The organism is Microbacterium sp. AG157, assembly GCF_003385695.1.
Lineage (GTDB): Bacteria > Actinomycetota > Actinomycetes > Actinomycetales > Microbacteriaceae > Microbacterium > Microbacterium testaceum.
Window position 1 is genome coordinate 103,060 of sequence record NZ_QRDK01000003.1, and the last position, 12,845, is coordinate 115,904.

General features: G+C 71.1%; 10 protein-coding genes. 4 read left to right on the forward strand and 6 right to left on the reverse strand.

All coding sequences use genetic code 11. The annotated features are described in order from the left end of the window. Positions 1-191: 191 nt before the first annotated feature. From DEU35_RS09935 to DEU35_RS09950, 4 genes are all read right to left on the reverse strand, one after another. Complete coding sequence (locus DEU35_RS09935) at positions 192-1,163, reverse strand: site-specific DNA-methyltransferase (RefSeq protein ID WP_258027919.1); 972 nt, start codon at positions 1,161-1,163, stop codon at positions 192-194. Continuing rightward, positions 1,142-2,191, reverse strand: a complete 1,050-nt coding sequence (locus tag DEU35_RS09940; RefSeq protein ID WP_103208378.1) for a biotin/lipoate A/B protein ligase family protein — start codon at positions 2,189-2,191, stop codon at positions 1,142-1,144. The genes DEU35_RS09935 and DEU35_RS09940 overlap by 22 nt, the downstream gene beginning before the upstream one ends. Before the next feature lie 85 nt (positions 2,192-2,276). After that, positions 2,277-4,430 carry an MMPL family transporter gene (locus DEU35_RS09945; RefSeq protein WP_181904630.1) on the reverse strand — a complete coding sequence of 718 codons (2,154 nt, stop codon included), beginning with the start codon at positions 4,428-4,430 and terminating at the stop codon, positions 2,277-2,279. Between the two features lie 72 nt (positions 4,431-4,502). Beyond that, a complete protein-coding gene (locus DEU35_RS09950; RefSeq protein WP_220340849.1) occupies positions 4,503-7,850 on the reverse strand; it encodes a family 16 glycoside hydrolase in 3,348 nt (1,115 codons plus the stop codon). 461 nt (positions 7,851-8,311) lie between these two features. Between DEU35_RS09950 and DEU35_RS09955 the strand changes: the two genes are divergently transcribed. From DEU35_RS09955 to DEU35_RS09965, 3 genes are read left to right on the forward strand one after another with little or no spacing between them, the layout of a single operon-like run. Continuing rightward, a complete protein-coding gene (locus DEU35_RS09955; RefSeq protein WP_103208373.1) occupies positions 8,312-8,920 on the forward strand; it encodes a hypothetical protein in 609 nt (202 codons plus the stop codon). After that, complete coding sequence (locus tag DEU35_RS09960) at positions 8,917-9,939, forward strand: WxL protein peptidoglycan domain-containing protein (protein ID WP_116239412.1); 1,023 nt, start codon at positions 8,917-8,919, stop codon at positions 9,937-9,939. Before DEU35_RS09955 ends, DEU35_RS09960 begins: the two co-directional genes overlap by 4 nt. After that, entirely contained in the window at positions 9,936-10,196 is a 261-nt protein-coding gene (locus DEU35_RS09965) for a hypothetical protein (RefSeq protein ID WP_103208369.1), read from the forward strand. The genes DEU35_RS09960 and DEU35_RS09965 overlap by 4 nt, the downstream gene beginning before the upstream one ends. On the opposite strand, the gene DEU35_RS09970 is transcribed toward DEU35_RS09965, so the two are convergent. Continuing rightward, positions 10,144-11,121 carry a DMT family transporter gene (locus DEU35_RS09970; protein WP_116239413.1) on the reverse strand — a complete coding sequence of 326 codons (978 nt, stop codon included), beginning with the start codon at positions 11,119-11,121 and terminating at the stop codon, positions 10,144-10,146. The genes DEU35_RS09965 and DEU35_RS09970 overlap by 53 nt on opposite strands. A 71-nt stretch (positions 11,122-11,192) precedes the next feature. Here DEU35_RS09970 and DEU35_RS09975 point away from each other — a divergent pair, with 71 nt between their 5' ends. Continuing rightward, positions 11,193-12,116: a LysR family transcriptional regulator gene (locus DEU35_RS09975; RefSeq protein ID WP_116239414.1), complete on the forward strand. Its 924-nt coding sequence runs from the start codon at positions 11,193-11,195 to the stop codon at positions 12,114-12,116. Between the two features lie 73 nt (positions 12,117-12,189). On the opposite strand, the gene DEU35_RS09980 is transcribed toward DEU35_RS09975, so the two are convergent. Then, positions 12,190-12,429: a Sec-independent protein translocase subunit TatA gene (locus DEU35_RS09980; protein ID WP_103208363.1), complete on the reverse strand. Its 240-nt coding sequence runs from the start codon at positions 12,427-12,429 to the stop codon at positions 12,190-12,192. Positions 12,430-12,845: the final 416 nt, after the last annotated feature.

Below are 12,845 nucleotides of genomic sequence, written 5' to 3' on the forward strand. Positions count from 1 at the left end.
GGCCGTTCGTGCGGAACCCGCCCGGGGTGGGGCACGATGCGCGGCGCGCGCCCTGACGCGGTGCGGCGCCGGGGCGCGGAACGTGCACCGGGGCGCTCACCGGACGCCCCGGTGCACATCGCGCGCCCCGGTGCGGCGCGATGCGCGCGGAGGCAGCCGGGCCGGCCGACGACAGCGACGCCGAAGACGGCTCAGCCGGCGAACGGCTCCAGGCGCCCTCGCATCACGGCCACGGCATCGGCGTTGTCGTCGATGAGCACCGAGTGCCGGCCCAGGGGGGCGGCGACGGCGCCGAGCGTGCCACTGCCGGCGAACATGTCGAGGACACGATCGCCGGGGCGCGAGGACGCCTGCACCATGCGGCGCAGGACGCCCTCGGGCTTCTGCGTCGGGTACCCCGTCTTCTCGCGACCGGTGGTCGGCACGATCGTGTGCCACCACACGTCGGTGGGCATCTTGCCGCGCGCGGCCTTCTCGGCGGTGACGAGACCCGGGGCCATGTACGGCTCGCGGTCCACGGCGTCCGAGTCGAAGAAGTACTTCGCGGGGTTCTTGACGTACACCAGGATCGTCTCGTGCTTGGTGGGCCAGCGACGCTTCGTCTTGGCGCCATAGTCGTACGCCCAGATCAGCTCGTTGAGGAACTTGTCGCGCCCGAACAGTGCATCGCACATGACCTTGGCGTAGTGGACCTCGCGGTAGTCCAGGTGCAGGTAGAGGGTGCCGTCGTCGGCGAGCAGGCGCCACGCCTCGACGAGCCGCGGCTCGAGAAAGCCCCAGTAGTCGTCGAAACGGTCGTCGTAGGTACGCAGATCGCCGCGCAGGCGCGCGTACTCGCGCCCGTGGAAGCCGCGCTGGACCACCGGGGGCGGGGGCGGCTCCTCTTCGGGGAACTCGAGCATGTTCGGATCGTCGAGGGATGCCGCGGCCTCGGGCGGGGCGGCATCCGGGGCCTCCTCCACCGATGCTCGGCGCGTCGCCGACTCGACGGCCTTCGAACGCGTGCGCCCGGTGTTGAAGGGCGGATCGAGGTAGACGAGCGCGAACGACCCATCGGGATAGTTCGGGGTGACGCTGAGGTTGTCGGCGTGGTGGATCTCGACGCCGCCCGGAGCGGGCGCGTCGGCGGGGATCTCGGCGCTCACGGGACGCGCTGCAGCCACGCGTCGGTGGCGAACTTCGAGTCGACGAGCGCCTGGGCCTCGGCGTACTCCTCGTCGCTGATGTGCCCCGGGGTCGCCCCGTACAGCGTGGTGAAGGTCTGGATGAAGCGCTCGATGACCTCGGCCCGGGGAAGACCGGTCTGGCTGCGCAGCGGGTCGACGCGCTTGGCGGCCGACACGGTGCCCTTATCGCTGAGCTTCTCGCGGCCGATGCGCAGCACCTCGGTGAGCACCTGGCCGTCCATGTCGTAGCTGAGGGTCGCGTGGTGCAGCACCCCGCCGTTGGCGAGGCGCTTCTGGGCGGCGCCGCCGATCTTGCCGTGAGGACCCGCGATGTCGTTGAGCGGCTGGTACACCGCGTCGATGCCGAGCGAGCGCAGCGCCTGGAGCACCCAGTCGTCGAGGAACGCGTACGAGTCGGCGAAGGTCATACCGGCGACGAGGGAGGCCGGGACGTACAGCGAGTAGGTCACGATCGAGTTGGCTGCCATCATCATCGCGCCACCGCCCGAGATGCGGCGGACGATGTCGAAGCCGTGCTTCTCGGCGCCCGCCGGGTCGACCTCGTTGCGCAGCGACTGGAACGAGCCGATGACGACGGCGCTCTCGTCCCACTCCCACAGGCGCAACGTGGGCTTGCGCAGCCCCGCGCCCACGCGGGTGGTGAGCACCTCGTCGAGGGCGAGGTTCATGCGGGGCGAGACGGGCTCGTCGTGCACGACCTCCCACTCGAAGTCGGCCCAGCCGGGAGCGGTCACCAGCGCGCGGCGGATCGCGGTCGCCACCGATTCGGGCGTGAAGCCGAGAAGCTGCGCCCCCTCGGGAAGGGCCGCGCGGATCGCCGCGGCGATCGTGGGGACGTCGGACTCGACCGGAAGACCGTTGACGGCCGCGTCGATGTCGTCGAGGGCGTCGTCGGGCTCGAGGAAGAAGTCGCCCGCGAGGTGGAAGCCGTGGATACGGCCCTCGCGCTCTTCGAGGTCGACGACGACCAGTTTTCCCCCGGGGACCTTGTACTCGCCGTGCATGGCTCCAGCCTACGGCGGTGCGGCCGCACGCGCGGCGGCCCGAGACGGCGCGGAGCGCGAGACGGTGCCGCTCGGCGCCGAGGCGTCAGCGGGAGGCGGTCTCGAGGCTCGGGAGGCCCTCGGGCATCACGAGGGGGACCGAGCGCGCGCCCGGCCACCAGTTCGCGCGGCCGAGGAGCGTCATCAGAGCGGGTAGAAGGAGCCCGCGCACGACCGTGACGTCGAGGATCACGGCCACGACCATCCCCACCCCGATCTCTTTCATCGCCACGAGCTCGCCGAACGCGAAGCCGAGGAAGACGATGCAGATGGCCACGGCGGCCAGCGTCACCACCGGACCCGTGCGGGCGATGCCGTGGCGCACGGCCTCGGCGTTCGCGGACCGCGGGTCGGCGAAGAGGTCGCGCGCGCGCCAGCGTTCGGTGATGCGGGCGAGCAGGAACACCTCGTAGTCCATGGTCAGGCCGAAGGCGAGGAGTCCGATGAGCAGCGGGGTGGTGACATCGAGCGTGCCCGTCGGCTCGAACCCGAGCAGGGGCGCGCCCCAGCCCCACCCGAAGACGGCGGTCAGCACGCCCAGGGTCGAGGCCACGGTGAGGCCGGCGAGCACGAGCGCTTTCGCCGGCACGACGACGGAGCGGGTGAGGGCGAACAGCAGCGCGAAGCTGGCCGCGGCGACGATGAAGAGCGCCCACGGCAGGCGCGAGGCCAGGTGGTCGCGCGTGTCGATGAGCGAAGCGGCGGGACCCGTGACCTCGAGCGGCACCGGGGAGTCCAGACCGCGCACCGCGTGCACGAGGCTCTGCGCCGCCGGCCCCGTCGCACTGTCGCCGGTGGGCGTGAAGGCGACCGCGGTGACCTCGGGCGGCAGGCCCTGGACCACGTCGGCGTCGGCGACCTCGGGCAGGGCGGCGATCCGATCGAGGACGCCGGTGACCGCGGCATCCCGGATCGTTCCATCGAGGACGACCGTGACGGGCTCGATCCCGATCCCGGTGAAGCCGGTCGTCGTCGCCTCGTACGCCCGGCGCTCCTCCGCGGCCGCGGGGAGAGAACGGATGTCGGAGTCGTCGAGGGCGAGGGATGCCACGGGAGCGGCGAACAGCATCAGCAGAGCCGCGGCGGCGACGGCGGCGACGCCCGGGCGCCGTTGCGCGAAGCGCGTGGAACGAGCGAGCACGCCCTCGCGCGCGGCGCGACCGGCCCAGGGGCGAGCCCAGGTGCGCGCTTCGGCGGAGGGGAGGGCGCGGTGCAGGAGCGAGAGCGTGGCGGGAACGAGGGTGAGGCCCGCGAGGGTCGAGATGACGACGACCACGGCTCCGCCGAGCGCCATGCCCGACAGCAACGGGTCGCCGAGCGCCAGGATGCCGACGAGGGCCACCGTCACGGCGAGACCCGACACGAGCACCGCGCGACCGGCGCCGGCGACGGTGCGGGCGATCAGCTCGTCGAGGGGGACGACGGGGTCGGCGGTGCGTTCCTCGCGGAGGCGCAGCACCACCAGGAGGCTGTAGTCGACCGCGAGGCCGAGCCCCAGGATCGTGACGACGTTGACCGCGAACTCGTTGACGTCGACGACGCGGGTGAGCAGGCCCAGGACCGCCAGCGTCGGGGCGATCGCCGCGAGGGCGGCGACCACGGGGATCATCGCGATGCGCAGCGACCCGAGCGCGAGGGTGAGCAGCACGACGAGGACGAGGATCGCGGCGCCCTCACCGAGGGCGGCGTCGGCGGTGGCGCGGTCGACGAAGGCCTCTTCGGCCAGCAGAGGGCCCCCGACGAGCACCTCGGGAGCGTCGATCCCGTGCAGCAGGCCGGAGACGGCGGATGCCGTGGCGACGGCCTCGTCGCCGCTGAGGCCGACGGCCAGTTCGACGACGACCAGCGACGAGCGTCCGTCGTCGCCGATCGCCCCGCCGGCCGTGTAGGCGTCGGTGACCTCGGCGACCCCGGGCAGGGAGCGGATGGACGACATCGCCGCGGTCGCGCTGTCGCGCAGCGTCGGGGAGAAGAAGTCCTCCCCACGGAGAACGGCGGTGACGATCTCGCCCTCGGGGTCGAGGGCATCGAGGCGGTCGCTCGCGCGCAGTGACTCGCTCCCGGCGGGAGCGTCGGCGACCGAGACCGTGCGGTCGAAGGCGTCGCCGGCGAGGGCACCACCGCCGACGACCAGCACTGCCCACACGAGGAGGACGAACAGGCGATGCCGGCTGACGCGGCGACCGAGGGAGAACAGCATGGGGAACCTCTGGGACATGAGGGAGCGCCCCCGGCGACGGACGCGAGTCCGCCGCCGGGGGCGCCGGGGGGATCAGCCGCAGCTCTTGGCCGCGTACGAGGCCGTGGCCTCTCCGGTGCGACCGTCGCCGGTCGCCGACACCGTCGCTTCGCCGGCGGGGACCGAGACGGCACGGGTGGTGAAGGTGTGGAACACCGTCGCCCCGGGCTGGACGGCGGGGATGACCCGCTCGCCCCACGCCGTCGTGAGGGTCACGTCGACCGGCACCGTGTCGGTGTTGGTCGCGCGCACCGTCAGCGTCGCCTTCTTCGCCATGCAACGGACCTCGGCGGAGGCCGTCACCGCGAGGGGTGCCGGCTCGTCGATGTCCTTGACCCGAACGTTGCGGTACGACACCGCTTCGCCCCCGCCGTGGTTCTGCAGGCCGATGAAGCCCTGCGAGAGGTCACGCGCGGGGTCGGTGCTGGTGAAGTCGTTCACGAGCGTGCCGTTGAGGAAGATCTTGATGGTCTGCCCCTTCACGACGATCTCGTACGCGTTCCACGAGCCGACGGGCTTGAGCGCAGCCTCGACCGCCGCGGCATCCGCACCCTGGAAGGTGTAGATCGCACCGGTGGTGCGGTCGGCGGCGTCGGTGGCGTCGATCTGGATCTCATAGCCCTGGTTGACCGCGACCCACGGGTCGTTCTGCGGGTCGGGGAAGCCGACGAAGACGCCGCCGTTGTGATCGGCGATGAGCTTCCAGTCCAGCTTGAGGCTGTACTCGTTCAACTCCTGCGCCTTGTGCCAGAGCAGACCCATTCCCCCCTCGCCGCGGATGCTGCAGTCGTTCTGTCGACCGAAGCCCCCGGGGCCCGCCATGCGCCAGCCGGCGTTCAGGCTCTCGAGAGTGCCGTCGAACAGCGAGCGGTACCCGTCCTCGACCTGCGCCGGAGCGCAGATGTCGGCGGTGCCGATCGAGAGGACGTCGACGTTGATGTTGCCCTTGTTGCCCGACTCGTACTTCAGCGCGATCGTGTTCGCCCCGGCGACCAGCGGCATGTCGCGCGTGATCGTGGCCCAGGTCTTCCAGTCACCGGTCGAGGGGAAGTCCCACTTGCCGAGGTTCTGGCCGTTGACGTACAGGTTCACATCCTTGGTGCCGGGCGCGGGGTTCGGCCCGTTGGAGTAGCGCACGTTGACCGGAACGGTGCCCGCGGCTTCGGCGTTCACCGTGAACTCGAACGCGGAACCGGCCTGCCACAGGCCACCGGCGAAACCGGCACCCGAGTAGCCGCTGTGCTCCACGTCGAACTTGGCACCGCCGATCAGGCGGGCCTCTTCGGCCTCGTACCAGCCCTGGTCGGCCGGCGAGACGTAGCCCGGCAGGGAGTTGAGCGTGTACCAGGCCTCGGTGCTCCACAGCTTGTCGCCACTGGCGGCGGCGAAGGGCTGCGGGGAGCGCAGGTGCACGACGCGGCCCTGCTTGAGACCGTCGAAGGTCACTGTGACCGTCTTGCGGTCGGCGGATGCCGTGGCGCTCGTCAGCGAAAGGATCTCTTCGTCGACCTTGGGACCGCCGTAGGTGGAGGTCGGCAGGTAGCGCCACTGCTCGGCGCGGTATGCCGTGGCGAGGTTCGCCACCGTCTCGTCGGACAGGGGCTGGGTGTACTCGATCTCGAAACCGCCCTCGACGACCTTCATCGAGGTCATGTCGAACGTGTTCTGCGTGGTCTTCGGGACGAGCTTCTGCAGGCCGTAGGTGAGCTTGCCCGCCTCGCCCCAGTTGCCGCCCTCACCCGTGCCGCCGATGTAGAGCGACTTGTCGGGGCCCTCGATGACGCGGTTCACGCCGACCTCGAAGCCCGCGGAGTGGCGGAACACCGCCCCCTGGAACTCGCCGTCGACCTTTTCGAGGAAGGCGCGCTGCAGGCCGCCGTAGGTGACGTCGCCGAACATCATCTGGCCGGCGAAGGGGCCGTCCTTCAGCATGATGGGCGTGCTCGGCGAGTTGCCGATCTCGTTCTGCGGGATCCACACCACCGGCGGGGTCACCGGGTTGGCGTCGAAGGGCCCGGCGGGGTTCGTGTAGTGGTTGAAGAACCGGTCCTGCTTGATGTTGACGAGCTTGTTCGCGGGCAGCCAGGCACCCTGGTTGTCCATCGCGAACAGTTCGTTCTCGGGGCCGAAGGCCACGCCGTTGGGCGTGCGGAGACCCCCGGCGACGTAGCTGATCGCTCCGGTGGCCCGGTCGATCTTCACCGAGGTGCCGCGGTTCTTCGCGGGCTGCGGGTTGGTGGTGGCCCCGCCGTTGTCGATCGCGACCGAGAGGTTGACGTAGAAGTTGTCCTCGTCGTGGATCAGGCCGAAGGCGAACTCGTGGAAGTTGTTGCCCGAGGGGTACTCCGCGACCTTGCGCTTCGTCTCGTACGAGCCGTCGCCGTTCGTGTCGCTGAGCTCGGTGAGCTGGTAGCGCTCGGAGACGTAGATCTTGTCGTCGATGACATCGATGCCCATGGGGTTGAGCAGACCGCCGGCCGCCTCGACGACGGTGACGTCCTCGGGGCCGTCGGCCGCCTGGGCGCCCTTGAGCACGAAGACCTTGCCGGGGGTGGAGGTGTCCCACCCGCCGGAGTTGACCGAACCGGTGGTCAGCACGGCGAGGTCGCCGTTGCCGAGGAAGGCCAGACCCGAGACCTTCGGGGTGAAGCCCTCGGGGCGCAGGTTCACGAGCGTGTAGTCGGGGTTCACGGCATCCAGGCGCAGACCGTCTCCGGCGGAGTCGGTGCTGCCCTCGCAGTACTTCGTTCCGGGGGCGGTCACGCGGACGACGCCCGCCTCGGTGCTGAGCACGTCGTTCGGGATGACGGTGAAGCTCGACGAGCCCGGGGTCTTCCACTCCACCGTGAGTTGCTGGCCGTTGGTGGCCTCGAACATCTCGACGAAGAGGTCGTGCACGCCCACGTCGAGCGTGACGGTGCCCTCGACGGATTCCGCTCCGTGGAGGCCGTCGTTGTCGATCAGCTGCGTGCCGTCGAGCGTGAGGCGTGAACCGTCGTCGCTCGTCAGGCGGAAGACGTACTGACCGGGGGTGCTGATGGTCAGATTGGCCAGGGCGTGCGTGATGAAGTTGTCGCCCGCGCCGAACTGCTCGTCGGTGCTCCAGTCGATGGTCGACATGAGCTTGTCGACGTTGGGGGTCTGACCTGACTTGAGCGTGCAGAGCTCGGTGAGGGGCGGGGTGGAGTACGTGCGAAGCGTCACCCCCGGTTCTTGTTTGGGCAGGTCCGCCGGCGTATTGACGGCGGGGGCGACGGCGGCATTGGCGGGCAGGATCGCTCCTGTGGCCACCAGTGCTCCGCCCAGGAGACCGGCCGCGAGGGTTCTCGCGACGCGGGTGCTGCGCCGGCGGGGGCCGGACAAGACAGCGGGTACGGGCATCATTGCTCCTTCGGATCAGCGGCGGGGGTGACGGCGTCCGCTCGGACCGCACAGGTCGCCCTCGACCGTGGTCACTGTAGGAGTCTTTTGTCGGTACGTCTACAAAACCTGACTAATTTGCGTGAAGAACTGCTGAAATCTGGCCCGCGCACGGCCCACCGAAGACAGTAGCGCCCGCGAGACGTACCAAATTTCCCGATGAGGGCAATAAAAGAGCGAACGAGAAGCAGTCCGAGCACCGTGCAACTTTTGCTTGACGACCCGCGGAAGCCGCACTACTGTCGCAACGAACCCGCAGAACCGACCCGTGACAGCGCCGCCACGAGGCTCCCCCGAGTCCGCCGCGCCCGCTCGAAACGACGGCATCCCACGTTCACCGATCGGCTGGACGCCGGTCGTCCCGACCACCCGCCGGCGCCCGCCGACGACTCCACCCCTCGCGGTGGAAGAACGGAGCACCCATGTCCCCCACCTCCCGTCGCGGCCTGTCGGCCCGCATCGGAGTCGCAGCCCTCGGCGTCGGCATCCTGGCCGCCGCGGGTAGCGGCAGTGCGTTCGCGGCCGACGAGGACACCGTCGACGTGCAGGTCGAGATCGCCCCGGCGGCCGAGCCCGGAGTGCTCGCCCTGACCGTCGCCGGTGAGGCCACCGCCCTCACGGAGGGAGAGCCGTCGGGAACCGACCGCACCTTCACCGGCACCCTGCCGACGGTCACCGTCACCGACACCCGCCTGGCCGAGAACGTCGACCCCGAGGCGTACTGGTACGTCATGGGCGCCATCAGCGACTTCACCGGCACCGCAGGTCAGCCCGCGATCTCGTCGGCCGACAGCTTCGGCTGGTACCCCACCATCGTCGCGGGCGACAGCAGCCTCGTGGCGCCCGGCGACGACGTCGACCCGGGCATCGGCGGCTTCGTCGACGCCGAACTGCTCGCCAACGCCGACACCTCCGCCGCCGCCGCGGGCGGGTCGTATTCGGCCTCGGCGGGCCTGTTGCTGCAGACCCCGGCCACGGTCGCACCCGGCTCCTACTCGGCCACCATCACCCTGACCCTCCTCGAGGGGTGAGCGTCACGATGAGGACGACGGTCGCGCGGGGAGGATCCGCCACCCTGGCGGTGCTCTTCGGGGCCGCGGCCGCACTCGTCTCGGCGCCTCCCGCCACGGCGGACGACGCCGCCGACGCGGCGGTCACCTGGTCGGTGACCCCGGCCTCAGCGGAGGGGGCGGACGGCCGTCGCGTCATGCAGGTCGAACTCGATCCGGGTCAGCGGACGACCGAGCACCTCGCGGTCAAGAACTTCAGCGAGCGCGAGGCGACCTTCGCCCTCACCGCGGCGGACGGCTACTACACCGAGACCGGGCGCTTCACGATGCTCCCCGCCGACCGCACCTCGGTCGACGCGGGCACCTGGATCACCGTCGAACCATCGGTCACCCTCGCCCCCAACGAGACGCGGATCATCGCGTTCGAGATCGCGGTTCCAAACAATGCCACCCCGGGCGATCACGCGGCCGGGGTCTCGGCTTCGGTTCGATCCACTTCCGCGGGGAACGACGGCACGAAGGTGGGCGTCGACAGCCGGGTCGGCTTCCGCGTCTCGACCCGGGTGACGGGCGAGCTCGCACCCGCGGTGGGCGTCGGCGAGGTCCGCGCGGAGTACACGCCGTCGTGGAACCTCTTCGCACCGGGGTCGCTGGCGTACTCGTACACCGCCGAGAACACCGGCAACACCGCCCTCGTCGTGACCGACGTGATCGATGGGGCCACCGGGGAACGCGGCGTGCTGCTCCCCGGGGAATCGCGTCAGGTGCAGACCGAGGCCCAGCCCGCGTGGCCGACCTTCCTGCTCGTGAAGGACGTGACGGTGGATGCCGCGGTGCCCGACGCGACACTCACCGCGACCCCCGTGACGCACAGCGTCACCGTCTGGGCGGTGCCGTGGCTGCACCTCGCGGCGGCGATCGGGGTCGCCCTCATCGTCGCGGCCGTCGCCTCGGGTCGCCGTCGCTCGCGACGCCGCCTCGACGACCTCGTGGCGCAGGCGCGCGAAGAGGGTCGGCGCGAGGCGGTGACGCTCTCATGAGCGACGTCGTGTTCCTGAGCGCCGCCGTCGCCGACGACGGCGTCGGCGTGACCGTCGAGATCACCCCTCAGCCGACGGCCACCTGCACCGTGGACTGCTCCCCGCCGCCCGGCGCGGGCCCGGGATCCCCGGGCGGCGGGCTCGCCATGACCGGTGGCGACATCGCCTCGATCCTGCTCGCCGCAGCGCTCGTGGCCGCGGGACTCACGGCGACGGTGTGGGCGCGATGGCGGCGACCGAGGCCCGACCGGAACTGACCGGCTCCTCGCCGGCGCCGCCGCTCGCTTCGTCACGCGAGCGGCGGTGTCGGCGTTCGATCGCCTGCCCCGCGTACGACGCGGCGATGATGAGCACGGCGCCGATCATCCCGGGCGCGCCGACCGCCTCGCCGCCGATGGCGACACCCACGGCGAGCGCCCACACTGGCTCGGTACCCATGAGGATGCTCGCGCGGGTCGCCGAGGTGCGCCGCACCGCCCACAACTGCACCACGAACGCGAAGACCGAGCACAGCAGTCCGAGGAAGAGCACGTCGACCCATCCGGATGCCGAGAGCCCCGCGGCCGCACGCGGCAGGTCGGCGCCGGCCACGGCCGACGAGGCCAGGGCGCACACGAGCAGTTGGACGAAGACGACGGCGAGGGTGCTGTCGTGTCGGCCGCGGGTGAGGTGCCCGCTCGCGGTGACGTGCACGGCGCGGACGACCGCCGCGGCGATGACGAGAGCGTCGCCCAGGTTGGGGGTACGGAGGCCGCCGTCCGAGACGAGCAGGGCCACGCCGACCACCGCAGCCACGGCCGCGACGAAGTACGTCCGCGGGAGCCACGAGCGCGCGGCGACGCTCTCCAGCACCGGGGTGAAGACGAGGGCGAGACTGATGAGGAGCCCGGCGTTGGTCGCCGAGGTGAGGTGCACGCCCGCGGTCTCGAGCCCGATGATCGCCGCCTGCGAGCAGCCGAGCAGAGCGGCGATCGCGAGGCCGCGCCCCCGCGGCATCCGTTCCCGTCTCATCAGGCACAGGATGCCGAGGGCGATCGCGGCCACGACGAAGCGCAGCGCCACGCCGGAGGCGACGCCGGTCTCGGCCACCAGCTCCTTCGCGGCGAGGAAGCTGGCACCCCAGACTGCGGCGACCGCGACGAGGAGGAGGTCGACGACGATTTCGGGGACGCGGCGGGCCATACGCCTACCGTCGCTGGCTGCAGACAGAAGATCAACGGGCACTTTCTTCACTGTGACGTAAGTTCTTCCTTATGGATGTGGCCCACTTGCGCCTGCTGCGCGAACTCCGCGACCGGGGAAGCGTGGCGGCCGTGGCGGAGTCGCTGCACGTCTCGGCGTCGGCGGTGTCGCAGCAGCTCTCGGCACTCCAGGCGCACGTGCCCGTTCCGCTGACCACCCGGCGCGGGCGCGCCCTCGCCCTCACACCCGCCGGCCAGGCCCTCGCTGCCGCCGGGACGCGGGTCGACGAGGCCCTGGTCTCGGCCCGAGAGGCCGTGGGCGCCTTCCTCGACACGAGCGACCGCCCGGTGCGCGTCTCGGCCTTCCACAGCGCCGCGCTCGCGCTCTTCGGGCCCCTCCTGCGCGAACTCGACGGCACGCCGCCGCTGCACCTCGCCGACGCCGACGTGGCACACCGCGACTTTCCGGGACTGACGGCCGACCACGACATCGTCGTAGCGCACCGCCTCGCGCACGACGAACCGTGGCCCGTGGACCGCGTGGTCACGGTGCCGCTGCTCGAAGAGCCGCTCGACATCGCCCTGCCGGCCGAGCACCCGCTGGCCCGACGCGACGAGCTGCGCGCGACCGACCTCGTCGCCGAGAGGTGGGTGTCGGTGCACCCCGGATTCCCGCTCGCCGGGGTGCTCGATCATCTCGCCGCCCACGTCGGGCGTCCTCTCGAGGTCGCCCACCGCATCAACGAGTTCTCGGTGACGGCCGAGGTCGTGCGCGCCGGGGCGGCGATCGCCGTCATGCCGCGCACCACGACGACACCCCTCGCCGTCGATGGACTGGTGCTGCGACCGCTCGCCGATGTCGCCCTGGTCCGCCACGTGGACGCGCTGGCGCGACCCGACGCACTGGCCTACGCCGCGGTGCGGCGCGTGCTCTCGGCGCTGCGTACCGTGTCGGCGCGGGCGTCGGCACGCGTCGCAGGCGCCGACTCCGACTGACCCGCGGGGCGCGGCGCGACGTCGGGCGGCTTCACGGCGGCGCGGCGACGGGAAACGGCGCGTCCCGGAGCGCTCAGCGCGTCGGCGGCGGATCCGCGACGGCTGCTGCGGGCCGGGGGGCGGGGTGCGCCGGCTCGACCCCGGGGTCGAGCGGAACCTCGTCGTCGTCCTTCATCGCCTTCAGCTCGCCCTTGAACAGCCGGGCCGATCTGCCGACACTCTGGGCGAGGGCCGGCAGCTTGGCCGCGCCGAACAAGAGGACGATCACCGCGAGAACGATCAGCAGATGCCATCCGGTCAGTCCATGGAGCATGGGGCCTCCTCGGCCGTGTCGGCCGCTCTGCCGACGGGTGGGGGATCGGCGCTCGTCGCACCGTTCGGCGATGCTAGCCCGCGACGAAGGCAGACCACAAGACTCGTGTTAGCCGTTCTTTTGTTGTGCGCACATTACGCATCTTTTGATTGACCTATGGAAAAACATCCGTCAAGATGACGACGAGCGACGTCCCGCACCGCAGGACGCCTCATCCCCCCGAGGCTCGCCGCGCGAACCGCCCTGAGAGGCGATGATCGGCGACCCCTCCCACTCGACGAAGAGTAAGGAGCACGCACCGCGTGTGGCCGACCGCCACCGCATGAAGAGCCCGGGCCGCCACGACCAGCCGTTGAGACCGACTGAGTGGCGACCCGGTGAAAACAACTCGAACGCATTCACAGGAGCTGTTTCAC